The following is a 25,463-nucleotide window of genomic DNA, read 5'->3' on the forward strand; positions in this document are numbered from 1 at the left end:
ACATAACACACTACACATCAACACAATACAAACCATAAATCCCATTATACGCCGCTGCGATGCCCGTACACTTCCACATGTGCGGCCCCCTTTTCCGCGTCCGGCGGTGCGTATGTGCGGAGTATATCCGGACACCGCGCCGCCGTCGCCGGAAAAGCCGTCCGAGGACACTTTCCCTTCCCGGCCGAAGCCGGAAATCGGCGGGTCTGCCGGAAACGCCTCCGCGACGAGGCCGACACCCGGACGTACCGTGCCGACGCCGGATACAGCGAGGCCGTCGTCCGGCCCGTTCCCGGACCCCGCGCTCCCGCCGGAGAGGCCGAAAGCCGGAAATCGGGCTGCAAATTTGCAAAAACGGCGGGAATTTTCTATTTTTAGGATTCGAAAAGATCAATCCCGCTACACCTATTTTTATTATGAAAAGAACCTTCCTGCTGACCGCCGCCATTTTGGCGGCACTCTCCGCCGCGGCGCAATGGCAGCCCGCCGGCGACCGCATCAAAACCGTCTGGGGCGAGAATCTCGACCCGCAGAACGTCCTGCCCGAATACCCGCGCCCGCAGTTGGTCCGCGGCGAGTGGCAGAACCTCAACGGCCTGTGGAACTACGCGATCCGTCCGCTGGGCGAAACGCCCGAAGAATTCGACGGCGAGATTCTCGTGCCGTTCGCCGCGGAGTCGGCGCTCTCGGGCGTGGGCCAGTGCCCCGGCGCCGCGAACGGCCTCTGGTACGAACGGACCTTCTCCGTTCCGGGGAAATGGCACGGCAAACGGGTGCTGCTGCACTTCGGCGCCGTGGACTGGAAGACCGACGTCTGGGTGAACGGCATCGCCGTCGGCTCGCACACGGGCGGCTTCACCCCCTTCGCGTTCGACATCACCGAAGCCCTGGCGAAAAACGGCAACACCCTCCGCGTCCGGGTCTGGGACCCCACCGAGAAGAGCTACCAGCCGCGCGGCAAACAGTCCGACAGACCCGAAGGCATCTGGTACTCGTCCGTGAGCGGCATCTGGCAGACCGTGTGGCTCGAAGCCGTGCCGCAGCGGTACATCCGCGAGGTGCGGACGACGCCCGATCTCGACCAGAAACGGTTCCTCGTCGAAGCGCCCCTCTCGGAGGCGGTTCCCGGAGACCTCGTCGAAGTCGCGCTCTACGACGGGGAGACGCAGGTGGCCGCCGGCCGCGCGCTCAACGGCGTCCCCGTGGAGCTGTCCGTGGCGGAGCCGAAGCTCTGGAGCCCCGACACGCCCTTCCTTTACGACCTGAAGGTGACGCTGCGCCACGACGGCCGCATCGTGGACCAGGTGCGCAGCTATACGGCGATGCGCAAGTTCTCGACCGGACGCGACCGCCACAACGTCCCGCGGCTGATGCTCAACGACAAGCCCCTCTTCCAGTTCGGCCCGCTCGATCAGGGCTGGTGGCCCGACGGGCTCTACACGGCCCCGACGGACGAGGCGCTGGCCTACGACGTCGTGAAGACCAAGGAGCTGGGCTACAACATGATCCGCAAGCACGTGAAAGTAGAGCCGGCACGCTGGTACTACCACTGCGACAAGGCGGGCATCATCGTCTGGCAGGACATGCCCAGCGGCGACATCACCCCCGGCTCGCCCCGCTGGCAGATGAACCGGTACTTCACGGGCAAGGAGAAGCAGCGGTCGCCCGAATCCGAAGCCTGCTACCGCAAGGAGTGGCGCGAGATCATCGACTGCCTCCGTCCGTTCGTCTCGATCGGCGTGTGGGTTCCCTTCAACGAGACGTGGGGCCAGTTCAAGACGCCCGAAATCGCCGCGTGGACCAAGGCCTACGACCCGACGCGCCTCGTGAACGCCGCCAGCGGCGGCAACCACTACCGGGCGGGCGACATGCTCGACCAGCACAACTACCCCATGCCCGCGCTGCTGCTCTTCGACACCGACCGCGTATCGGTGCTGGGCGAATTCGGCGGCATCGGCCAGGTCGTCGAAGGCCACCTCTGGGAGAAGGACCGCAACTGGGGCTACGTACGCTTCAACTCGCCGCGCGAAGTGACCGACGAGTACGAAAAGTACGCCGAGGAGCTGCTCCGCCACCTGCGCTACTTCTCGGCGGCGGTCTATACGCAGACCTCCGACGTCGAGACCGAGGTGAACGGCCTGATGACCTACGACCGCAAGGTGATGAAGGTCGAGCCGGAACGCATCCGGGAGATCAACCGCAAGGTCTGCAACGCACTGAACGAATAACCGCCTCCCGGCCCGTCCGGGAGCCAACGACACGAAAAAGATGAAACGAACGCTTATCGCCGCGGCGCTGCTTCTAGCCGCCTGCGGCTCCGACACGGGAACAGACGAGATCCGGCTGCTGCCCGCCGAAGCCTTCCGCCGCACGGTGGACGGCAAGGCGGTGGAGCTGTACACCCTCCGCGCGGGCGACATCGCACTGCAAGCGACCAACTACGGAGGACGCGTCGTGGCGCTCTGGACGCCCGACCGCGAAGGCCGCTACGAGGATATCGTGCTGGGCTACGAATCGCTCGACCGCTACATCGACAACCGGGGCGAACGCTTCCTCGGGGCCGTCGTGGGTCCCTATGCCAACCGCATCGCCGGGGGCCGCTTCACGCTCGACGGCAAACAGTACACGCTGCCGACGAACGACCACGGACAGACCCTCCACGGAGGCATGACGGGGTTGGACCGCGTCGTCTGGGACGTGGTGTCGGCCGACGAACGACAGCTCGTCCTCAGCTACCTGCACAAGGACGGCGAGGAGGGATTCCCCGGGAACCTCCGGATCCGGATGACCTACTCCGTGACGCCCGAGAACGAGTTCCGCGTCGATTACGAGGCGACGACCGACGCTCCGACGGTGGTGAACCTCTCGCACCACTCCTTCTTCAACCTCAAGGGCGAGGGCAACGGCACGGTGCTCGACAACGAACTGACGCTCCGCGCGAGCCGCACGACGCCGGTGGACTCGCTGCTCATCCCGACGGGCGAAACAGCCGACGTCACGGGCACGCCCTTCGACTTCCGCGAACCGCACGCCATCGGCGAGCGGATCGGAGCCGACGATCCGCAGTTGCGCAACGCCCGCGGATACGACCACAACTGGATCGCGGACCGCACGACCGACGGCGACGTGGAGTTCGTGGCCAGACTCCGCGAGCCGACGACGGGCCGCACGCTCGAAGTATGGAGCGACCAGCCCGCCATCCAGTTCTACTGCGGCAACTTCTTCGACGGGTCGTCGGTCGGCAAGACGGGCAAACCGCTGCGCTACCGCGAATCGGTGGCCCTCGAGACGCAGAAGTACCCCGACAGTCCGAACCACCCGGCCTTCCCCTCCACGACGCTCCGGCCCGGGGAGACCTACACCCATACCTGCATCTACCGCTTCGGCGCCGAATGACGCCGAAGCGCCGCATCCCCCGAGCCCCCGGTTTCCCTCCGCGGATGCCGGGGGTTCCGGTTTCTCCCTCCGCGGAGGCAGGAGGCTGAAGCGGGAAGCGATCCGGAACAGTCCGGGCGGGCTCCGGCGCCGTCCCGGGCACACCGGAGGGGGAGGGGCCCGGCCCCGAAGAAAACACGCCCCCGGAAAATACGCCCGCCCAGGGGAGGAACACCCTGAAGATTCACCCGGAAAACACGCCCCGGGGGAATCCGTCCTGAAGGTTCGCCCGGGATACACGCCCGGAAGGCGGGAATCGGAGCCGCGGAATCCGGAATCGCGGAAAACTTCGTATATTTGTCCGATGGAGTATCTCGACAACGACATAAAGTACGTCGCGGGGGTCGGCGAAGCGCGGGCGAAAGTGCTCGAGCGCGAGCTGGGCATCCGCACGCTCGGCGACATGCTCCGCCATTACCCCTTCCGCTACATCGACCGCACGCGTATCTACCGCATCGCCGAGATCACCGATGCGGCGGGACTTTCCTACGTGCAGTTCCGCGCCCGCGTCACGGGCGTCGGCTACGCCGGAGCGGGACGCAAACGCCGCTTCACGGCCTGCGTGCAGGACCCGACGGGCTCGGCCGAGCTGGTGTGGTTCCAGGGAATCAAGTGGATCGAGAAGCGGATCGAGGTCGGACGCGAGTACCTCGTCTTCGGACGGCCGTCGTTCTACCGCGGGGAGCTGTCGATGGCCCACCCCGAACTGGAGACCGTCGAACAGGCCCTCTCGCACAAGGCCGAGAGCGGGATGCAGGGCATCTACCCTTCGACCGAGAAACTCTCGAACGTGCTGGGCGCGAAAGGCATGTACCAGATCGTCTGCAACCTTTGGACGCTCGTGCGGGAACGCATCGCCGACCCGCTGCCCGAAGCGCTGCGCACCCGCTACGGACTGATTCCGCTGCGCGAGGCCTACTACAACATCCACTTCCCCCAGTCGCAGGAGCTGCTGCGTCAGGCGCAGTACCGGCTGAAGTTCGACGAGCTGCTCGGCGTGCAGCTCAACATCCAGTCCCGGCGCACGGCGCGGCTGGCCAAGAGCGACGGCTTCCTCTTTCCGAAGGTCGGGAAGGCGTTCAACACCTTCTACAACGAAAAACTGCCCTTCCCGCTCACGGGAGCGCAGAAGCGCGTGATCCGCGAAATCCGGCAGGACACCGTGACGGGATTCCAGATGAACCGCCTCCTGCAGGGCGACGTGGGCAGCGGCAAGACCCTCGTGGCGCTGATGTCGATGCTGCTGGCCGTGGACAACGGATTCCAGGCCTGCATGATGGCTCCCACGGAGATTCTCGCCCGCCAGCACTTCACGACGATCCGCCGGATGCTCGCGGGAACGGAGGTGACGACGGCGATCCTCACCGGCGCCTCGAAGGCCCGCGAACGCCGCGAGGCGCTCGAAGGAATCGCCTCGGGCAGGGTGAACATACTGATCGGCACGCACGCGTTGATCGAGGACCGCGTGCGGTTCGCCGACCTGGGGTTCGTCGTGATCGACGAGCAGCACCGTTTCGGCGTCGAGCAGCGCGCGCGGCTCTGGACCAAGAACGCGCAGCCGCCCCATATCCTCGTGATGACCGCCACGCCGATCCCCCGCACGCTGGCCATGACGCTCTACGGCGATCTGGACGTCTCGGTGATCGACGAGCTGCCCCCCGGACGCCGGCCGGTCAAGACCTTCCGCTACACCGACGCGGCCCGGCTCAAACTTTTCGGTTTCATGCGGCAGCAGATCGCGCTGGGACGGCAGGTTTACGTCGTTTACCCGCTCATCAAGGAGTCCGAGGCGATGGACTACAAGGACCTCACGGACGGCTACGAGGCCATTTCGCGCGACTTCCCCCTGCCGCAGTACGTCACGGCGATCTGCCACGGCAAGATGAAACCCGCGGACAAGGAGGAGTCGATGCGCCAGTTCAAGGAGGGCGAGGCGCAGATCCTGGTCGCCACCTCCGTGATCGAGGTGGGCGTGGACGTGCCGAACGCCACGGTCATGGTGATCGAGTCGGCCGAACGCTTCGGACTGTCGCAGCTCCACCAGTTGCGGGGCCGCGTGGGCCGCGGCGGCGAACAGTCCTACTGCATCCTCATGTCGGGCGAAAAACTCTCGCGCGAGTCGCGGGCGCGGCTCGACGCCATGTGCGAGACGAACGACGGCTTCCGGCTGGCGGAACTGGACCTCAAACTGCGCGGCGCGGGCGACATCAACGGCACGCAGCAGAGCGGCATGGCATTTGATCTGAAGATCGCCAGCCCCACGGCCGACGTGCAGATACTCACCCTCTCGCGCGAGGCGGCCGTCTCGGTCCTCGAGGCCGATCCCGCGCTCGCGAAGCCCGAAAACCGGGGATTGCAGGAGCTGCGGCGCCGCTACTCGGGCCGCGAAGAGATGGATTTCTCCCGCATTTCGTAATATATTCCCGACACGACGCGTTTTACATTCAAACCGATACCGACATGAAACGATTCCTCTTCACCATACTGCTGCTCGCGGCCGCCCCGCCGCTCGCCGCACAGCTCTACCACCCGGGCGAGGTGCTCAGCTACCGCGTGAGCTACAAGGCAAAAATGTTCCCCAACACGGAGGTCGGAACCGTGGAGGTCTCGACCTCCGAGGAGACGCACGACGGCCTGACCCGCTACAAGGTGGTGGGCGCGGGACGCACGCTGCCCACCTACCGCTGGTTCTTCAACCTCGAGGACATCTACACCGTGTGGGTCGCCGCCGACGAGCTGCGCCCCGTGCGCTTCACGAGCGACATCCGCGAGGGCGACTACACCTTCGACAGCCGCTACGACTACGACTGGGACCGGTCGGTGGTCCGCACCCGCTGGCGCAGCCGCCAGCGCCCCTATCAGGAGAAGGAGATGCCCCTGACGGCGGAGAGCATGGACCCGATCGCCCTCTTTTTCAGCCTCCGGAGCGCCTCGGCCGAGGACTTCCGCGAGGGAGAGCCCGCCACGCTCCGGATGGTGCTCGAGGACACCGTGCGCCTGCTGCACTACCGCTACCTGGGGCGCGAAACCAAGAAAATCCGCAACATGGGACGCTTCCGCACGCTGAAGTTCAACTGCCAGCTCGGCTCCTCGCAGGGTTTCTCGTTCACCGACGGCTCGGTCTTCACGATCTGGATCTCGGACGACGAGAACAAAATCCCGCTCTACATCGAATCCCCCGTGCGGGTGGGCAGCATCAACGCCTACATATCGGGGTACAAGGGGCTGAAATACCCGATGACGAGCCTCGTGAAGTGACCCTCCGGCCCTGCACCGCACCGCAGGGCGGCAAAATTGCCGTTCCCGGCGGTCATGTGACTGAATTTTATTATATTTGTCCCGTAAACCTCTAACGCGTTATGGAAAACAGACAGGGATACGATCCTTCGGAATTCGAAGACGACGACTACATGAACCCGCAGCCGGCGGCCGACAAGTCGATCCGCGGCTACCGCATCGTCATCATCATCCTCTCGGCGATCCTCGTGGCGCTGTCGGTCCTCTACTACAGCATCCACCGCCAGCAGATGATCGACAACGAGCTGTTGCAGGCCGACCGCGACTCGATCCAGAACGATCTGGGCCGTCTGATGACCGACTACGACAACCTGCAAATTTCGAACGACTCGATATCGGCCAACCTCACCCTCGAACGCGAACGGGCCGACTCGCTGATGACGCGTCTGAAGAAAGAGCGGTCGTGGAACCTGGCCAAGATCAAGCAGTACGAGAAGGAGGTGGGCACGCTGCGCACGATCATGCGGGGCTACGTCCGCCAGATCGACTCGCTCAACACGCTCAACAAGAAGCTCATCAAGGAGAACGTCGGCTTCCGCAAGGAGATCTCCTCGGCCAACCTGCGCGCCGAGATGGCTGAAGAGAAGGCCGCCGAGCTGGACAACAAGGTGCGGATCGGCGCCGTGCTCCGCGCCCGCGACATTTCGCTCGCGGCACTCAACAACAACAGCCGCGATGTCTCGCGCATCAAGAACGCCTCGCGCCTGCGCGTGGACTTCACCCTCTCGGCCAACGAGCTGGCCTCGCCCGGCAACAAGGCGCTCTACGTGCGCATCACCTCGCCCGACGGCTACGTGCTGACCACCGAGGAGATGCCGACCTTCGAATTCGAGGGCGAAAGGCTGAGCTATTCGGCCATGCGCGAGGTCGAATACGACAACACGAAGGACCTCGGCGTGGGTATCTTCTACACCAGCACGGGATTCACCGCCGGAACCTACAAGATCCAGATTTACTGCGAAGGCCGCCTGATCGGCCAGACCGACGTGGCGATGCGATAGCCCGGAGCGAAAAATCCGGCACCGACTTAGGAGCGGGCAAGGACGGTACCGGCCGAAAGAGCGGCAAGAACGCACCGACACGAAGGAGCGGGAGGGACCCGACGGAAAGGACGGAACGACCGGGAAACACGGACGGAGAGACCCGGACAGCGCCTGTCCCCTCCCGACTGCAAATACAGAATACACGAAAAGAATCCCGGTCCATAACAAGTGGGCCGGGATTCTTCATGGCAACCCGTGAAAAAGGGGCGGAACCCGCGTCCCGCCCCTCGCTTCCGGGGAAAACTCCGCCGGAAAGACTTTATCTCGAAGCCTCCTGCCAGATCAGCGCCGAGGCGCCGAGGATGGCGGCGTTCTTGCCCTGAATGCCGCTCGGGAGCAGCTTCACCTTGTTCTTGAAGACGAAGAGCATGTTCTCCTCCATATACCACTGCGTAGGCTCGAAGAGCAGCTTGCCGGCCTTCGACAACCCGCCGAAGAGGAAGATCGCCTCCGGAGAGGTGACCGTCACCACGTCGGCCAGCGCCCGGCCCAGCATCTCGCCCGTGAAACGGAACGCCTCGAGCGCGACGGGATCGCCCTGCTCGGCGGCGGCCGAAACCATCGAAGCATCGAAATCGTCGTAGGCGATGCTGCGCAGCTTGCTCGGAGCGGTCATTTTGGCCATCAGCTCGAAAGCCGTGCGCTTGATGCCCGTCGCCGAGACGTAAGCCTCCAGACACCCCCGGCGGCCGCAGCCGCACTCGCGGCCGTTGCGTTCGACGATGATGTGGCCGAACTCGCCGGCGAAGCCGTCGTCGCCGTAGATCATCTCGCCGTTGGCCACGAAACCCGAACCGAGCCCCGTGCCGAGCGTAATCATGATGAAATCCTTCATGCCCTTGGCGTTACCGTAGATCATCTCGCCGATCGTCGCCGCATTGGCGTCGTTCGTGATGAGCGTCTTCACGCCGCCGAAACAGTTCGAAATGTCGCTCGCCAGCGGGAAGATGCGGCGGCTCTCGTCGGGATTGGGGTCTCCGTCCCGGAATTTCCACAGGTTGGCGGGCGTCTCGACCGTTCCCTTGTGGTAGTTGGCGTTGGGCGCGCCGATGCCGATGCCCGTCAGTTCGTAATCGAACGAAAGGCTCTTGGCCATGGCATGCATGGCGTCGCACAGGTCCCGCACATAGGCCGGATAATCGTCCACATACGGATATTTCTTGGTCGAAATGACCGATTCGGCATAGAGGTCGCCGTTTTCATCCACAAGACCGAAGGCGGTGTTGATACCGCCGATATCCACGCCGATAGCGAGTTTTTTCATAGCAGGTTTCAGGTTAAAAGTTAAAAATGTAAGGCCAAAGTTAGTGGAAAATTCGGCCACTCCAAACTTTTTTCCTACTTTTGGGACTGATTCAGATTCAAAACGCATCCAGTAAACCATGCAAACCAACGAGCAACTTCTCTCGGTGATCGAGAATTACCTGGCACAAACCGAACTCCCGGCCGAACCCGAACTGCTGTACGCGCCGATCGGCTATTCGCTCTCCGGAGGCGGCAAACGGCTGCGGCCGATGCTCGTCATGCTCTCGTGCGGCATCTTCTCCGACGATGCGCTGCAAGCGCTTCCCGCGGCGGCGGCCGTCGAGATGTTCCACAATTTCACGCTCCTGCACGACGACATCATGGACAACGCCGCCGTGCGGCGGGGCAAGCCGTCGGTCTTCGCCCGGTGGGGGCAGAACGTGGCGATCCTCTCGGGCGACGCCATGATGATCAGCTCCTACCGGCTGCTGAGCGGCGTGCCGCCGCGCCTGCTGCCGCAGATACTCGCCACGTTCAACGAAATGGCGCTCGAGGTGTGCGAGGGCCAGCAGTACGATATGGATTTCGAACTGAAATCCAAAGTTTCGGTCGTCGATTACATGCACATGATCGAGCTGAAGACTTCGGCGCTGCTGTCCGGCGCCGTGGCCATCGGCGCGATGCTGGGCGGCGCCTCGGAGGAGGACTGCCGCAAACTGCGCCGCTTCGCCCTCGAACTGGGGCTGGCCTTCCAGTTGCAGGACGACCTGCTGGACAGCTACGGCGACGAGGAGCTGGGCAAGGCCATCGGCGGCGACATCCTCGAAGGCAAGAAGACCTACCTGATGGTGACGGCGATGAGCCGCGCCGACGAGTCCACGCGCGAAGTGCTCCGCCGGACCTACCGCGACGAGCGGCTCACGAACGCGGAGAAGATCGCCGCCGTGAAGCGGATCTACGACCGGCTGGACGTGCGCCACCTCACCGAACAGCAGATTTCGCTGCGCTTCGACCGCGCGCTGGCGGTCCTCGGCTCCCTCTCGGTGGACCCCGCGCGCACGCTGCGGATGCGCGAATACGCCGAAAGCCTGGTGGACCGGAAGAAATAACCGGAAGAAGCGGTCCGGACAAAACGCACGGCGGCTCCCGGCAGAAACGGCCCGGGGCCGAAGCCGGCCGGGAAACCGGGCGAAAATACGGCCCGAAGAGGCCGGACAACCGAAAAACAATCCGAAAAATTGAAACGTTCCGACATAGAGATCATGGCCCCCGTGGGGTCGTACGAATCGCTCGCCGCAGCCATTCAGGCCGGAGCCGACGCCGTCTATTTCGGCGTGGGGAAACTCAACATGCGTTCGGCTTCGGCGGCCAACTTCTCGCTCGACGACCTGGCGCGGATCGTCGCCACGGCCCATGCCGCGGGGGTGAAGGCCTACCTGACGGTGAACACCGTCGTCTATGAGGAGGAGATCGCAACGGTCCACGAGGTGATCGACCGGGCCAGGGCCGAGGGCGTGGACGCCGTCATCGCCTCGGACATGGCGGCGATCCTCTACGCCCGGCGCATCGGACAGGAGGTGCACATCTCGACCCAGTGCAACATTTCGAACTCCGAGGCGGTGAAGTTCTACGCCCAATGGGCCGACACGGTGGTGCTGGCCCGCGAGCTGTCGCTCGAGCAGGTGGCCGAAATCCGCCGCCGCATCGTGGAGAACGACATCCGCGGACCGCGCGGCGAACTGGTCGAGATCGAAATGTTCGCCCACGGCGCGCTCTGCATGTCGATCTCGGGCAAATGCTACCTCTCGCTCTACGAAACGGGCTGCTCGGCCAACCGCGGCGCCTGCCGCCAGTTGTGCCGCCGGAAGTACACCGTGCGCGACAAGGAGACCGGCGCCGAGCTGGACGTGGACGGACGCTATGTCCTCTCGCCCAAGGACCTCTGCACGATCGACTTCCTCGACCGCATGCTCGCGGCGGGCGTCCGGGTGCTGAAGATCGAGGGACGCGCCCGCGGCGCGGAGTACGTCAAGCGCGTCGTGGAGTGCTACGACGAGGCGCTGCGCGCCATCGAGGCGGGAAGCTACACGCCCCGCCTGGCCGCGGAGCTGAAGGAGCGGCTGCGGACGGTATTCAACCGCGGCTTCTGGGAAGGCTACTACGCCGGACGCCCCGTCGCGGAACACAGCCCGGCCTACGGCTCCTCGGCCACGCGCCGCAAGGTCTATGTAGGGAAAGTGACGAATTTCTACAAAAAACTCTCCGTGGCCGAAGTGCTCGTCGAGGCGGCGCCGCTCGCCGTCGGCGAGGAGCTCTTCTTCCTCGGAGCGACGACGGGCATGGCCGAACAGCGGCTCGAGGAACTGCACGGTCCCGACGGCACGCCGGCGCAGGAGGTCTCGCAGGGGCGGCTCTGCGCCATCCGCACTCCGGGACCGGTCCGCCGCGGCGACCGGCTCTACAAATTCGTCGATACCGATTCGCAGGCAAACCAATCCGAATAACGCATGAACCGACCTCAAACCGACCGGCCCCCGCAAACCGCCGCCCCGCAACGGCTGCTGTCGCTCGACACGCTCCGGGGCTTCGACATGTTCTTCATCATGGGCTTCGCCGCCCTCGTCGTTTCGCTCTGCCGTCTCTGGCCGGGCGGCTTCTCCGACTGGCTCATCGCGCAGATGGGCCACGCCGAATGGGACGGATTCTTCCACCACGACACGATCTTCCCACTGTTCCTCTTCATCGCGGGCATTTCGTTCCCCTTCTCGCTGGCCAAACAGCGTTCGAAGGGAACGAGCGAGAGGGCCATCCTCGCGAAGATCGTCCGCCGCGGCCTAACGCTCGTCCTGCTGGGACTGGTCTATAACGGACTTTTCCGGCTCGACTTCGCCACGCTGCGGCTGCCGAGCGTGCTGGGACGCATCGGACTGGCGTGGATGTTCGCCGCGCTGCTCTACATGCGCTTCGGCCTCCGCACGCGCATCGTCCTCGCGGCCGGCATTCTCGCCGCATACAGCCTCGTGCTGCACTTCGTCGGCGCGCCCGACGCCCCCGGAGCCGGCACGCTCACCCTCGAAGGCAATATCGCGGGCTATATCGACCGCCGGATCATGCCCTCGCACCTCTATCTCGACGGTTTCGATCCGGAAGGCATCCTGAGCACCTTCCCGGCCGTCGTGACGGCCATGCTGGGCATGTTCACCGGGGAGTTCGTCCGCCGGAGCGACAAACGCCTCACCGGCGGCCGCAAGGCGCTCGGCATGGCCTGCGGAGCCGCCGCGCTGCTCGCCGCCGCACTGCTCTGGAACATGTGGCAGCCGATCAACAAAAGCCTCTGGAACGGATCGTTCGTCTGCGCCGCCGGGGCCTACTCGCTCGGCATGTTCGCGCTGTTCTACTATATGATAGACGTAAGGCAATGGCGCCGCTGGACCTTCTTCTTCAAGGTGATCGGCGTCAATTCGATCACGATTTACCTCGGGCAGATGATCGTCAATTTCGGCTACACCTCGAAATTCTTCTTCGGGGGCGCGGCCTCCAAACTCCCGCCCGAGGCGGGCGCGGTCGTGCTCGGCATCGGCTACATCGCCTGCTGCTGGCTGCTGCTCTGGTTCCTCGACCGGCAGAGGATCTACCTCAAGGTGTGACGCTGCGGCGGGCGGATTTCCGCCCCGCGCCGCCCCTTCCGGGAGATGCACGGGGCCGGATCGGGGACCGTTCCGATTCGAAAAGCGCGCCGCACGGCGCGCTTTTTCATGCCCGGAGACGTCTGCGACCGCCTTTCGAAAATAATTTATCGAAAAACAATAAAATTTATTTGTTTTTCGGATTTCATTGTGTATATTTGCAACGCCGAACCCGAAACGAACGCTTTCACTATGGAAACCGAATGCGTCATCCGCATCCCGATTCTTCCGCTGCCCGCCGCCGCTTTCGCCGTGCATATCGCCGCGAGGCGCCGGTTCTCCGAGGCGGACGGCAGTTTTTCGCCGCCGGTGCGGATCGCGCCGCCCGTTTACGCGGGAGGAGTGCGGGAAGACCGGGGTGCATACGATACAAACCTATGAACCACAACCATTTAAAATAAAAAGTTCAAGCAGGGGAACCCCGGCGGCGGTTATCTTACCGGCCGCGGTCGCGGAAGCCCCGGATAGTTGTGTGGCGAAAGCCCGGAGAACCCGGGTTTTCGTTTTTTTCGTATCTTTGCGCCGCCATGACCCCTCCGCAGCACATAGCCCCGCCGGCAGACGGGATTCCGATGCCCCGCCGCATCTGGGCCATTCTGGCCGTGGCGTTCGGCGTCTCGCTCTCGGTGATCGACTCGACGATCGCCAACGTGGCCCTGCCGACGATCTCCCGTGCCCTCGGCATCTCCTCGGCCGACTCGATCTGGGTCGTCAATGCCTACCAGCTGGCGATCGTGGTCTCGCTGCTCTCCTTCTCGGCGCTGGGCGACCTGGTCGGCTACCGCAAGATCTACATCGGCGGCCTGGCCCTCTTCACCGCGGCGTCGGTGGGCTGCGCCCTCTCGCAGTCGCTCGGAACCCTCGTGGCGGGACGCGTCCTGCAGGGATTCGGCGCGGCGGCCGTGACGTCGGTCAATACCACCCTCATCCGCATCATCTACCCCCGCAACCGCCTCGGGCGCGGCATGGGCATCAACGCCACGGTGGTGGCCGTCTCCTCCGTGGCGGGTCCGACGCTGGCCGCCGGCGTCCTCTCGGCGGCCGAATGGCCGTGGCTCTTCGCCGTCAATATCCCCGTGGGGCTCGTCGCCCTCGCGCTGAGCCGGCGCTTCCTGCCCGCCAATCCGGTCCGGGTGCGCGACCGCCGCTTCGACTGGCGCGACGCCGCGATGAACGCCCTCGTGTTCGGACTGCTGATGGCCTCGGTCGAGGGATTCTCGCACGGACTCGATCCGCGGATCGTCGCGCTCGGCGCGGCGGTGCTGGTCCCCGTCGGCTTCGTATTCATCCGCCGCCAGCTACGCGAGCCGTACCCGATCCTGCCGTTCGACCTGCTGCGCATCCCGATCTTCTCGGTCTCGGTGCTGACGTCGATCTGCTCGTTCCTCGCACAGATGCTCGCCATGGTGGCGCTGCCCTTCTACCTGCAACACGCCTGCGGCTACGACGACGTGGCCACCGGCCTGCTGCTCACGGCCTGGCCCGCGGTCATCATGGTCGTGGCCCCCGTGGCCGGGCTGCTCGTCGAACGGGTCCACGCCGGCCTGCTCGGCGGAACGGGCCTCGCGGCGATGGCCGCGGGGCTGCTCCTGCTGGCTTTCCTGCCCGAACACCCCACAGACTTCGAAATCGTGTGGCGGCTCGTGTTGTGCGGTGCGGGATTCGGGCTGTTCCAGTCGCCCAACAACAGCATCCTGATCGCCTCGGCGCCTCCCGAGCGAAGCGGCTCGGCCAGCGGAATGCTCGCCACGGCCCGCCTCCTGGGACAGACCACGGGAGCCGCCCTGATGGCGTTCCTGTTCCATATCGTACCCGACGACAGCACCCATACGGCACTGCTGCTCTCCGCCGGACTGGCTCTCACGGGAGCCGTCGTAAGCCTCGCACGCCTCTCGCTCCCGCTGCCCGAAGGGCTCACCCGCCGCAAACGCCACCCCGGAAAACAATGATACGAACCCTCCTGCTCGCCGCACTCTTCGCCGGCCTTCCCGCCGCCTTCCGCCCCTGCGCCGCCGGAACGGTCGCGGACCGCACCGACACGGCCGCAACCGCCCGGATCCCGGCCGACAGTCTCCGCCCGGCAGCCCGCACCCCGGAAGAGTGCCTGCCGGACGGAAAAGCCGCTTCGGCAAACACGCCGGACACAGAGTCCGCGGCCGGAACGAACCCCGCCCCGGCCGATGTCCCGGACACAAAACCCGCCGCCGGAACGGCCGCGGCCGGCACAGCGAACGCCCCCGCCCCGGCCGACACCGCGGCCTACCTCCGTCCGCCCTATCTCCGCGAAGGCGACACCATAGCCGTCGTCTCCCCCTCCGGACGCATCGCGGCCCGAGCCGACACGGCGAAGGTGCGCGAACGCCTCGAGTCGTGGGGTCTGCACGTGCTCTTCGGCACGCACTACGCCGACCGCAGCCAGCCCTACTTCGCCGGGACCGACGCCGAACGGGCCGCCGACCTGCAACGGATGCTCGACGATCCGTCGGTGAAGGCGGTCATCGCCTTCCGCGGCGGATACGGCTCGGTGCGCCTGCTGCCGCACCTCGACCTCCGGAGGCTGCGCGAGCACCCCAAATGGCTCGCGGGGTTCAGCGACATCACCACGCTGCACCTCGTCCTCCGGAGGCTCCGCATCGAGAGCATCCACGGGCAGATGCCCGCGGGATTCCTCTTCGACGAAGGGACGGAGGACCCCTCGGCCGAATCGCTCCGCGAAGCCCTCTTCGGCCTCACGCGGCGCATCGACACGCCGCCGCATCCGCTCAACCGCCCCGGACGGGCGACGGGACGCCTCGCGGGCGGGAATCTCGCGGTGATCTGCGCGGCGACGGGAACTCCCGAGGAGCTGCTCACCGATTCGCCGACGGTGCTCTTCATCGAGGAGGTCGGCGAGTTCGTTTACCGCATCGACCGGATGATGCAGAGCCTCGCCCGCAGCGGAAAGCTCCGCAACCTCCGGGCGGTCGTCGTGGGACACCTGACCGACATGATGGGCGAGAAGAAATTCGGCGTCGCCGACGCCTGCCGGATCATTTCGGACTACACGCAGGAGCTCGGAATCCCCGTGCTCTTCGGCTTCCCGGCCGGACACGACGAGCCGAACCTGTCGCTCTACCTGGGGCGCGAGGTGACCGTCACGGTGGACGACGGAGGGGGCTGCGTGGAGTTCTGACGCCGCGGAAACCGTACCGGCCGACGGAAGGGACCGCGGAGAACGCCCGGGCCGCCGAATCCCGGAAAAGCCGGCAGTCCGGACGCACGGAGCGCGCAGCCGCACGAAAAATACGCTCCGGCGGAACAGATTCGGGGATTTTTGCCTATTTTTGTGGAAAACAGCAAATCTTATGTTCTCTGCAAAAACCTATACCGCGCGCCGCAGCGAGCTGCGCACGAAGATCGGACAGGGCATCGTCCTGCTCCCGGGCAACGGGCTGGCCCCGAACAACTACCCCAACAACGCCTACTACTTCCGGCAGGACTCGTCGTTCCTCTACTACTTCGGGCTGAACATCCCCGCGCTGGTCGGCGTGATCGACGCCGACACGGGCGAGGAGGCGCTCTACGGCGACGACTTCACGGTGGAGGACATCATCTGGACCGGTCCGCAGCCCACCCTGCGCGAACTGGGCGCCGGGGTCGGCGTCGCGGAGACCTTCCCGACGGCGGCGCTCGAAGCGCGGCTGCGCAAGGCGATCGCACAGGGCCGCCGCATCCACTACCTGCCGCCCTACCGGGGCGAGACGAAGCTCCGGCTCTCGGCGCTGCTGGGAATCAACCCCGCCCTGCTGCACGACTACAAGTCGGTGGAACTGATGTTCGCCGTGGCCGAGATGCGCGAGAAGAAAAGCGCCGAGGAGATCGAGGAGATGGAACGCGCCTTCGAGATCGGCTACCGCATGCACACGCTGGCGATGAAGATGTGCCGTCCGGGCGTCGTCGAACGCGAAATCGCCGGCACCATCGAGGGCATCGCCAAATCCTACGGCGCGGGACTTTCGTTCCCGTCGATCGTGACGCAGCACGGCGAGACGCTGCACAACCTCCACTGCGACGGCACGCTCGAGGAGGGACGCCTGCTGCTGTGCGACGCCGGAGGCGAGACGGTGAACAACTACTGCTCGGACCACACGCGCACCTATCCCGTCAGCGGACGCTTCACCCAGAAGCAGAAGGACGTCTACAACATCGTGCTGGCGGCCCACGACCACGTGGCCCGCATCGTCAAGCCGCACATGATGTACACCGAAATCCACAACGCCGCCTACCTCACGCTGGCCGAGGGGCTGATCGGCCTCGGACTGCTCCGGGGCACCGCCGCGGACGCCGTGGCGTCGGGCGCCATGACGATGCTCATGCCTCACGGGCTGGGACACGGGCTGGGCATGGACGTACACGACTGCGAGGCGATGGGCGAACGGTCGTTCGACTTCGCCTCGATCGCCGAACGCGCCGCCCGCTCGGCCACCTGCATCTACCGCGCGGCATGGCGCATCGAGCCGGGCACGGTGCTGACCGACGAACCGGGCCTCTACTTCATCCCGGCGCTCATCGACAAGTGCCGCGCCGAAGGGCTGTACAAGGGCATCGTCGATTACGACGCGCTGGAGGCCTACCGCGACTTCGGCGGCATCCGCATCGAGGACGACATTCTCGTCACGGAGGAGGGCAGCCGGATGCTGGGCGACAGGAAGATACCCGTCACGGCCGAGGAACTCGAAGCCGTCGTCGGCAAGTAACGGACCGCCGCAAAGAGAGAGGCCGGAACCCTCGCCGGGCGTCTCCGCGCACACTCCGCCCGAACCATGTACCGCACAACAGGACTTCCCAACACCCGTATCCGCGTGGCGGATGCCCTGCGGGGCATCGCCGTCGCGGGCATCATCCTCATCCACGCCTGCGAGCACTTCAACCTCTACTGGGCGGGGCTGCCGTACCGGCGCGCACTCGTCGAAGGACTGGAGGAACCCGTCGCAGGATTCATGTGGTGGCTGCTGGCGGGCAAGATGTACACGATCTTCGCCCTGCTGTTCGGCCTGAGCTTCTACGTGCAGAGCGACAACCAGGCCCAGCGGGGACGTAGCTTCACGGGGCGCTTCACCTGGCGCATGGTGCTCCTGCTGGGCATCGGCCTCGTCAATACGGCCTTCTACAACGGCGACGTACTCGTGCTCTACGCCCTGCTGGGCGTCCTGCTGCCGTGGCTCGGAAAGCTCCCGACGCGGTGGCTGTGGGCGCTTTTCGGCATACTGGCGCTCCAGCCGCTCGAACTCTTCCAGATCGCCGCCGCACGCCCGCTCTACGTCGATGCGGACGTCTGGGGCGACGCCGCCCTGCCCGCCTTCACGGAGGGCACGCTGGGCGATACGCTCCGGGCGAGCCTCCGCTACGGGCAGCCGATGACCCTCGCCTGGTATCTCAACAACGGCCGCATCACGCAGACGCTGGCCATGTTCCTGCTCGGCATGCTGCTGGGCCGCCGCCGGCTCTTCTACGACGAACCGGGCAACCGCCGCGTCTGGGGCGGCATCCTCGCGGGAAGCCTGCTCGCGGCCGTCGCCCTGGCGGCCGACTTCGGCGGGGAGGGATCGCCCCTGCGGGTGATGACCTCCGCATGGTACAACCTCGCGCAGACGATGGCGCTCGTCGCCTCCGTCGTGCTGCTCTGGTACGGATTCGGCGCCTTCCGCCGCGCCGTGGGGCCCATCTCGGCCATCGGACGCATGAGCCTGACGAACTACCTGCTGCAATCGGTGCTGGGAACCGCCGTCTTCTACAACTGGGGGCTGGGGCTCTACCGCGAGGTGGGGATCGTTTACGCGCTGCTGATCGGCACGGGTCTCGTCGTCGTGCAATACCAGTTCTCGCGCCTCTGGCTGCGGCGCTTCTCCCACGGTCCGGTCGAATGGCTCTGGAAAAAGCTGACGTGGCTCTGACGGCCACACGGAACACACGCTGCGACGGGATCGCCTGATCAGGCGGTCCCGTCGCTTTCCGCCCCGCGGCAGACACCATGCCGCGGCGGACCCCGCCGGAACGGAAAGCCCGGCCGGCCCGGTACGGAGACCGGAAGCGCCGGGCCGGGCGAATCCCCCGCACCGCATACGGAGAGCGCTCCCGTCATCCCCGAAAACAGACAAATTACCCGCCCGAAAGCCACAAAAAAGCGGCGGCGGACTTGTTTGTTCCGATTTTTTCGTATATTTATAGTCGGCTAACCGGAAATCAACCTTAAAACATAGTCGGAATATGAAAAACTATTCAGCAAAAGAGATCAAGAACATCGTACTCATCGGCGCGCCCGGCACGGGAAAGACTACCCTTGCCGAAGCGATGGCCTACGAGGGGAAGGTCATCGACCGCAGGGGTAGTATCGAGACGAACAACACGCTCTCGGACAACACGGACATCGAGCACGAATACAAACGCTCGATCTACTCCACGATCCTCTTCACGGAATTCATGGACCGCAAGCTGAACATCATCGACTGCCCGGGGTCGGACGACTTCTGCGGCAGCCTCTTCTCGGCCTTCAAGGTCGGCGACGTGGGGGTTTTCCTCTTCAACGCCCAGAACGGCTGGGAGGTGGGCAGCGAAATCCAGGCCCGCTACGCCCGGCTGCTCAAGAAACCCGTCATCGGCGTAATCAACCAGCTCGACGCCGACAAGGCCTCGTTCGAGGCGGCTTTCGAGTCGATCAGGGCCGCCTCGCGCGTGAAGCCCGTCCTGGTGCAGTATCCGGTCAATCAGGGCCCGGGCTTCGACTCGTTCATCGACGTCCTGATGATGAAGATGTACCGCTTCAAGGACCACGACGGCCACCGCGAGGAGCTGGAGATTCCCGCCGGGGAGCTGGAGAAGGCCCAGATGCTGAACAAGGAGCTGGTGGAGATGGCCGCCGAGCACGACGAGGCGCTCATGGAGCTCTATTTCGACAAGGGGACCCTCACGCAGGACGACATCCGCGCGGGGCTGAAGATCGGCGTCTCGAAACGCGAGGTGATGCCCGTGTTCTGCACCAGCGGCAAATACGACATCGGAACCAAACGCCTCATGGAATTCATCATCAACGTGGCTCCCGGTCCGCTGAAGGCCCCGGCGTTCCTCTCGACCGAAGGCGAGGAGATCGCGGCCGACGAGACGGCACCCGCCGCGGCGTTCGTCTTCAAGAGCCAGATCGAACAGCACATCGGCGAGATCACCTACTTCCGCGTCGTCCGCGGCCGGATCGCCGAAGGCACGGAGCTGGTGAACACCCGCACGGGCAACAAGGAGAAGCTCTCGCAGCTCTTCGCCGTGGCGGGCAAGAACCGCATCAAGGTCACGGAGCTCTCGGCCGGCGACATCGGCTGCACCGTCAAACTCAAGGGCACGCGCACGAACGACACCCTCGCGGCCGCGGCGGCGCCCGTCACGATCGAACCCATCGTCTTCCCCGAACCGCGCTACCGCGCCGCCGTCAAGTGCAAGGAGCAGGGCGACGAGGAGAAGCTGGGCAAGCTGCTCAACGACGCCAAGTTCGAGGACCCGACGATTCTGGTGGAGTACTCCAAGGAGCTCAAGCAGACCATCGTCCAGGGCCAGGGCGAACACCACCTCAACATCCTCCGGTCGCGCATCCTCTCCGAAAACGGCAAGCTCCAGTTCGAATACATCGCCCCGCGGATTCCCTACCGCGAGACCATCACGAAGGTCGCGCAGGCCGACTACCGCCACAAGAAGCAGTCGGGCGGCGCGGGACAGTTCGGCGAGGTGCACATGATCATCGAACCCTACTACGAGGGGATTCCCGAACCGAAGAGCTACAAGGTCCCCGGCAAGGGCGACATGGTGGTAAACGTCAAGACCAAGGAGGAGTACGACCTGCCGTGGGGCGGCAAGTTGCAGTTCTACTCGGCGATCGTGGGCGGCGCCATCGACGCGCGCTTCATGCCCGCCATCCTCAAGGGCATCATGGAGAAGATGGACGAAGGCCCGCTGACGGGCTCCTACGCCCGCGACATCCGCGTGGTGATCTACGACGGCAAGATGCACCCGGTGGATTCGAACGAGATTTCGTTCAAGCTGGCGGCGCGCAACGCCTTCAAGGAGGCCTTCCGCAACGCCGGGCCCAAGATCATGGAGCCGATCTACAACGTCGAGGTCCTCGTGCCGTCGGACTACATGGGCGCCGTGATGTCCGACCTGCAGAACCGCCGCGCGATGATCGCCGGCATGGAGTCGGACAAGGGATTCGACCGGCTGAACGCCCTCGTGCCGCTGGCCGAGCTCTACCGCTATTCGACCACGCTCTCGTCGCTCACGTCGGGATCGGCCACCTACACGATGCGGTTCGCCTCCTACGAGCAGGTTCCCGCCGACGTGCAGGAGAAACTGCTGAAAGCCTACACCGACACGGACGAAGAGTAACGCCCCGCGCTCCCTGTCTCCGCAAGCGCCGCAGCGGGCCGATGCCCGTTGCGGCGCTTTTCCGTCCGGCGCCGGCCCGGCTTGCGGCCGAACACCGGAACGCGCGGTTTTCTCCGCTCGCCGGGAACGAAATTTGTATTATCCGAACTTTTTGTTACTTTTGTTTTTCAGTTCACACGGAAGCGACCGGCTTGCCGACGCAACGATCGAAACATCCGCTTCCGTCATTCCGGACAAAGGACGGCGTCCTCCGGCTCCGGAATACGGCCGTACCTCTCCTCAATCACGGGCAGCAAGGAATCGCCCGCACATACACAGCGGCAGGAAGTTTTTCGCACCCACTTCGAATTCTTCAGGGGGCGGGAAACTGTTGCGACCTGCCGCTGTTCTTTTTTCGCTCCGCCCGGCGGCAAAACGTCCGGAACGCCGCTTCGGTGCGCCGCAACGTTAAATTAACGTTAACAATCGAATACGAAACGGTTTCATCGGCTTTTTCTCTGTAAATTTGTTCACAATTTGCACGAACCCAAGCATGAGCGAAATCTACACCGTCATTGTCGGCATTCTGGGAATTCTCGCCATATCCGGTCTCTTCGTCGGCGTCACCAACGACGCGGTAAACTTTCTCAACTCGGCCATCGGCTCCAAGGCCGCTTCGATGCGCGTCATCCTGCTGGTCGCCACCGCGGGCATCCTCATCGGCGTCATCACCTCGAGCGGTATGATGGAGGTCGCCCGCAACGGCATGTTCGACCCGGGACTCTTCACCTTCCACGAAGTGATGATGCTCTACCTGGGGGTCATGTTCGCCAACATCATCCTGCTGGACCTCTACAACTCGTGGGGGCTGCCGACCTCGACCACCGTGTCGCTCATCTTCTGCCTGCTGGGTTCGGCCATCGCCGTGTCGATCTACAAGATCGCCGGAGACCCCGCGCAGGGCGTCTCCTCGCTCGGGCAGTACATCAACACCTCGCGCGCCATGGGCATCGTGTCGGCCATCCTGCTGTCGGTGGTCATCGCCTTCACCTGCGGCACGGTCGTCATGTACATCTCGCGCGTGATCTTCTCGTTCCGCTACACGGCGCTCTTCAGCCGCTACGGGGCCATCTGGTGCGGCGCCTCGCTCACGGCGATCATCTACTTCGCCGTCTTCAAGGGGCTCAAGACCGTGCTCGCGGGCCACGACTTCATCCAGACGGTGGACCGGCATCTGGCCGCCGCCGTACTGATCTGCTGGACGGCCTGTTCGGTTCTGCTCTACGTGATCCAGCGCTTCCGGATCAACATCCTGCGCATCACGATCCTCTCGGGAACCTTCGCCCTGGCGCTGGCCTTCGCCGGCAACGACCTGGTGAACTTCATCGGCGTACCCGTCGCCGGCTTCGACGCCTATTCGATCGCCCACCGCACGGGCGACGCCTCGATGCTCATGGGCGCCCTCAACGAGAACGTCCCGGCCAACTTCCTCGTCCTGCTGGCCGCCGGCGGCGTGATGATCGCGACGCTGTGGACCTCGAAAAAGTCGATGCACGTCTCGGCCACCGAGCTGTCGCTCTCGACGCAGAGCGACGAAGGGTCCGAACAGCAGTACGGCTCGTCGTTCTTTTCGCGCACGATCGTCCGCGCCGCGCTCAACATCAACGCCGGAGTCGAACGGGTCATCCCCCGACGGCTGCGCACGGCGATCGCCAAACGGTTCGAATACGAGGACATCGAGCACAGCGGCGCCCCCTACGACATGATCCGCGCCACGGTGAACCTCACGACCTCGGCGCTGCTCATCGCGCTGGCCACATCGCTCAAGCTCCCGCTCTCGACCACCTACGTCAGCTTCATGGTGGCGATGGGCTCGTCGCTGGCCGACCGGGCCTGGGGCCGCGAAAGCGCCGTTTACCGCATCTCGGGCGTCATGACCGTCGTGGCAGGCTGGTTCGTCACGGCGCTCGGCGGCTTCCTGATCGCCTTCGTCGTCGGACTGGCGCTCATCTACGGCGGCATCCCGGCCTTCGTCCTCATCACGCTCCTCTGCGGATACATGATCGTCCACAGCAACTTCCTGAAGAAGAACAAGGAGGCGGCCGCGACGACCCGGCGCGCCGAAACCAACGAAGACATCATCGCCGGACTGCGCGACGAGGTGTGCAGCACGATGGAGAACGCCACGCGCATCTACGACCGCACGCTGATCGCCGTCTTCAAGGAGAACCGCAAGGTGCTGCGCGACATGGTCAAGGAGTCGAACGACCTATTCTACCAGTCGCGCGAACGGAAATACACGCTGCTGCCGACGCTCCGCAAGCTGCAGGGCGGCGACGTCAATACGGCCCACTACTACGTGCAGGTGGTGGACTACCTCAACGAGATGACCAAGGCGCTGATGCACATCACGCGCCCGGCGTTCGAGCACATCGACAACAACCACGAGGGCCTTTCGATGGAGCAGACGCGCGACCTCATGTCGATCAACGACGACGTGGAGACGATCTACCGCCGCATCAACCAGATGCTGCGCGAGGGCGACTTCTCGGAGATCGAGACGGTGCTGACGCTGCGCGACCAGCTCTTCGAGTCGATCGCCGAAGCCATCAAGTCGGAGCTGACGCGCATCAACGAGGCGCGGTCGAACACCAAGGCGTCGATGCTCTATCTGACGATACTCAACGAGACGAAGAACATGGTGCTCCAGTCGCGCAACCTGCTCAAGTCGCAGCAATACTTCCTCCGCCACCGCAACGAGCCGAAAAACTGGATCAAATAGCGGAAGGGGCGGGCCGCAACCCATACAAATTCCGATGAAATGGACATAGCGAAAGCCAAACGGCGGGAAAATATCGCCGAATACATACTCTACCTCTGGCAACTGGAAGACCTGCTGCGGGCGCTGCAATTCAGCCCCGAGGCGATCTTCTCGACGCTCGTCGCCCCGCGCAGGGACATCGCCGAGGAGCAGAAGCACGTCTTCCTGCTCTGGTATCTGGACCTCGCCAACCTGCTCCGGCAGGAGGGCAAGGAGGAGAAGGGCCATCTGGAACACACGCTCCATCTGATCCGCGACCTGCACGACCTGCATCTGCAACTGCTCAAACTCCCCGCGGGCGAACACTACCGCCGGACCTACGCGCGGCTCGAACCCGAGCTGCCGCGGCTGCGCGCCGTGCTGGGCAATCCCGGTATCAGCGACACGGAACTCTGCTTCCGGGCCCTCTACGCGGCGATGCTCTACCGCATCAAGGGAGAGGGCGGCAAATCGGCCGTCAGCGATACGATCGAGTACATCTCTCCCGTCGTCGCCGAACTGGCCGAGATGCACCGCAAGGCCGAGACCGGAGAGATCGACCTGTTCAAAGACGGGAAAGAGGAGAAAAACCGATAGAGAGCGCCACGAAGCGGACAGGAAGAGAGGAACCCGAAGAGAGAGACCCGAAACAACAGAAAGAGGGCCACGAAGCGGACAAAGAGAAAAGAAAACGGAATGCCGCCGGAAAAGCCCGCTGCCGGAAAACGGCGGGACGGAAGTCGGGCAGGTCCGGACAAGGCCGTCCTCAGCGTCGTTGTCCGTCCGCTCCGGGGCAGTCGTCCGTGTCCGTCCCGGCGATCTCCAACCCCATGATATAGTCGTTCATCCAGTAACCGCCGCCGATGGGGAAATCCCCCTCGCGGAGTTTGCGCATTCCCATCCGTTCGTAGAAATGCAGCGCCCGGTTATGCCGGTTCACGTTCAGCTCCATCCGGCAGGGTTCCGGACACACCGAACGGACATACGCCACGGCGCTCCGGAAAAGCAGCGCCCCCGCCCCGACACCCTGAAAACGGGGCAAAACATAAATCTTATGCAGGTGGAAGAGCCGCCCGCCCTGCCGTTCGACCGAGACGTAGCCGCACGGCTCCCCGTCGGCCGAAACGACAAACCACACGTGCCCCGCCCGGAACTGCCCGCGCAGACTCTCCTCGGAGTACATCCACTCCATCATGTAGTCGAGCTGCCCGGGACTCAGCAGGTCACGGTAGGTCGCGGGAAACGCGACGGCGGCGATCCGGCGGATCGCCGGAATCCCTTCTTCGTCGATGCGGCGAACGGTAAGCACAGGCTAAACGGAAAAAGGCCGGCCCGGGGCCGACCTATGTCTCTTTTCCTGCAAGAAATCAAGCGTACTTGAACGTGGACTCGTCCGATACGGTCAGCTTCTTGCGGCCCTTCGCACGACGGGCTGCCAGCACCTTGCGGCCGTTCGCCGTAGCCATACGAGCGCGGAAACCGTGCTTGTTGATACGCTTGCGACGCGAAGGCTGGTAAGTTCTCTTCATTGCCATAGCTGTATAATTTATATAGTTTCAGACATTTTTACGG

General features: G+C 64.4%; 18 protein-coding genes. 15 read left to right on the top strand and 3 right to left on the bottom strand.

From position 1 onward, the window contains the following. Window positions 1-416 precede the first annotated feature (416 nt). From KB554_RS10330 to KB554_RS10350, 5 genes are all read left to right on the top strand, one after another. Window positions 417-2,228, top strand: coding sequence for a sugar-binding domain-containing protein (locus KB554_RS10330; RefSeq protein WP_211035974.1), 1,812 nt, complete (start codon window positions 417-419; stop codon window positions 2,226-2,228). A gap of 40 nt (window positions 2,229-2,268) precedes the next feature. After that, window positions 2,269-3,396: an aldose epimerase family protein gene (locus tag KB554_RS10335; protein WP_211035977.1), complete on the top strand. Its 1,128-nt coding sequence runs from the start codon at window positions 2,269-2,271 to the stop codon at window positions 3,394-3,396. A gap of 256 nt (window positions 3,397-3,652) precedes the next feature. Beyond that, entirely contained in the window at window positions 3,653-5,851 is a 2,199-nt protein-coding gene (recG, locus tag KB554_RS10340; RefSeq protein WP_277927722.1) for an ATP-dependent DNA helicase RecG, read from the top strand. Between the two features lie 44 nt (window positions 5,852-5,895). Continuing rightward, complete coding sequence (locus tag KB554_RS10345; protein ID WP_211035980.1) at window positions 5,896-6,693, top strand: DUF3108 domain-containing protein; 798 nt, start codon at window positions 5,896-5,898, stop codon at window positions 6,691-6,693. A gap of 101 nt (window positions 6,694-6,794) precedes the next feature. Beyond that, window positions 6,795-7,733, top strand: coding sequence for a hypothetical protein (locus KB554_RS10350; protein WP_211035981.1), 939 nt, complete (start codon window positions 6,795-6,797; stop codon window positions 7,731-7,733). 301 nt (window positions 7,734-8,034) lie between these two features. Here KB554_RS10350 and KB554_RS10355 read toward each other — a convergent pair whose 3' ends face one another. Next, window positions 8,035-9,039, bottom strand: a complete 1,005-nt coding sequence (locus tag KB554_RS10355) for an ROK family protein (protein ID WP_211035982.1) — start codon at window positions 9,037-9,039, stop codon at window positions 8,035-8,037. 118 nt (window positions 9,040-9,157) lie between these two features. On the opposite strand from KB554_RS10355, the gene KB554_RS10360 reads away from it, so the two are divergent. The 10 genes from KB554_RS10360 (at window position 9,158) to KB554_RS10405 (ending at window position 24,488) form a co-directional block, all read left to right on the top strand. After that, the gene (locus KB554_RS10360; RefSeq protein ID WP_211035983.1) at window positions 9,158-10,129 is read left to right on the top strand and encodes a polyprenyl synthetase family protein; all 972 of its coding nucleotides are present in this window, start codon (window positions 9,158-9,160) and stop codon (window positions 10,127-10,129) included. Window positions 10,130-10,258: 129 nt separating this feature from the next. Further along, window positions 10,259-11,524, top strand: a complete 1,266-nt coding sequence (locus tag KB554_RS10365) for a peptidase U32 family protein (RefSeq protein WP_211035984.1) — start codon at window positions 10,259-10,261, stop codon at window positions 11,522-11,524. A 3-nt stretch (window positions 11,525-11,527) separates the two neighbouring features. Continuing rightward, window positions 11,528-12,667 carry a DUF5009 domain-containing protein gene (locus KB554_RS10370; protein WP_211035985.1) on the top strand — a complete coding sequence of 380 codons (1,140 nt, stop codon included), beginning with the start codon at window positions 11,528-11,530 and terminating at the stop codon, window positions 12,665-12,667. Between the two features lie 611 nt (window positions 12,668-13,278). Then, a complete protein-coding gene (locus KB554_RS10375) occupies window positions 13,279-14,655 on the top strand; it encodes an MFS transporter (protein ID WP_141429975.1) in 1,377 nt (458 codons plus the stop codon). Next, window positions 14,652-15,878, top strand: a complete 1,227-nt coding sequence (locus tag KB554_RS10380) for an LD-carboxypeptidase (protein WP_211035986.1) — start codon at window positions 14,652-14,654, stop codon at window positions 15,876-15,878. Before KB554_RS10375 ends, KB554_RS10380 begins: the two co-directional genes overlap by 4 nt. Before the next feature lie 172 nt (window positions 15,879-16,050). Continuing rightward, on the top strand, window positions 16,051-17,442 hold the full coding sequence (locus KB554_RS10385) for an aminopeptidase P family protein (RefSeq protein ID WP_211035988.1): 1,392 nt from the start codon (window positions 16,051-16,053) through the stop codon (window positions 17,440-17,442). Window positions 17,443-17,508: 66 nt separating this feature from the next. After that, window positions 17,509-18,639, top strand: a complete 1,131-nt coding sequence (locus KB554_RS10390; protein WP_211035990.1) for a DUF418 domain-containing protein — start codon at window positions 17,509-17,511, stop codon at window positions 18,637-18,639. 313 nt (window positions 18,640-18,952) lie between these two features. Continuing rightward, a complete protein-coding gene (locus KB554_RS10395) occupies window positions 18,953-21,112 on the top strand; it encodes an elongation factor G (protein WP_211035991.1) in 2,160 nt (719 codons plus the stop codon). 532 nt (window positions 21,113-21,644) lie between these two features. Then, on the top strand, window positions 21,645-23,873 hold the full coding sequence (locus tag KB554_RS10400; RefSeq protein WP_211035993.1) for an inorganic phosphate transporter: 2,229 nt from the start codon (window positions 21,645-21,647) through the stop codon (window positions 23,871-23,873). A 39-nt stretch (window positions 23,874-23,912) separates the two neighbouring features. Then, window positions 23,913-24,488, top strand: coding sequence for a DUF4924 family protein (locus tag KB554_RS10405; RefSeq protein WP_141428432.1), 576 nt, complete (start codon window positions 23,913-23,915; stop codon window positions 24,486-24,488). A gap of 169 nt (window positions 24,489-24,657) precedes the next feature. Here the strand turns inward: KB554_RS10405 and KB554_RS10410 are convergent, their stop codons facing one another. Together KB554_RS10410 and rpmH are read right to left on the bottom strand one after the other, a co-directional pair. Beyond that, window positions 24,658-25,200 carry a GNAT family N-acetyltransferase gene (locus KB554_RS10410; RefSeq protein ID WP_242116336.1) on the bottom strand — a complete coding sequence of 181 codons (543 nt, stop codon included), beginning with the start codon at window positions 25,198-25,200 and terminating at the stop codon, window positions 24,658-24,660. Window positions 25,201-25,258: 58 nt separating this feature from the next. Beyond that, window positions 25,259-25,420, bottom strand: coding sequence for a 50S ribosomal protein L34 (gene rpmH, locus KB554_RS10415; RefSeq protein ID WP_010261331.1), 162 nt, complete (start codon window positions 25,418-25,420; stop codon window positions 25,259-25,261). Window positions 25,421-25,463: the final 43 nt, after the last annotated feature.

Source organism: Alistipes sp. Marseille-P2263 (assembly GCF_018101075.1).
Classification (GTDB): Bacteria; Bacteroidota; Bacteroidia; order Bacteroidales; family Rikenellaceae; genus Alistipes; species Alistipes dispar.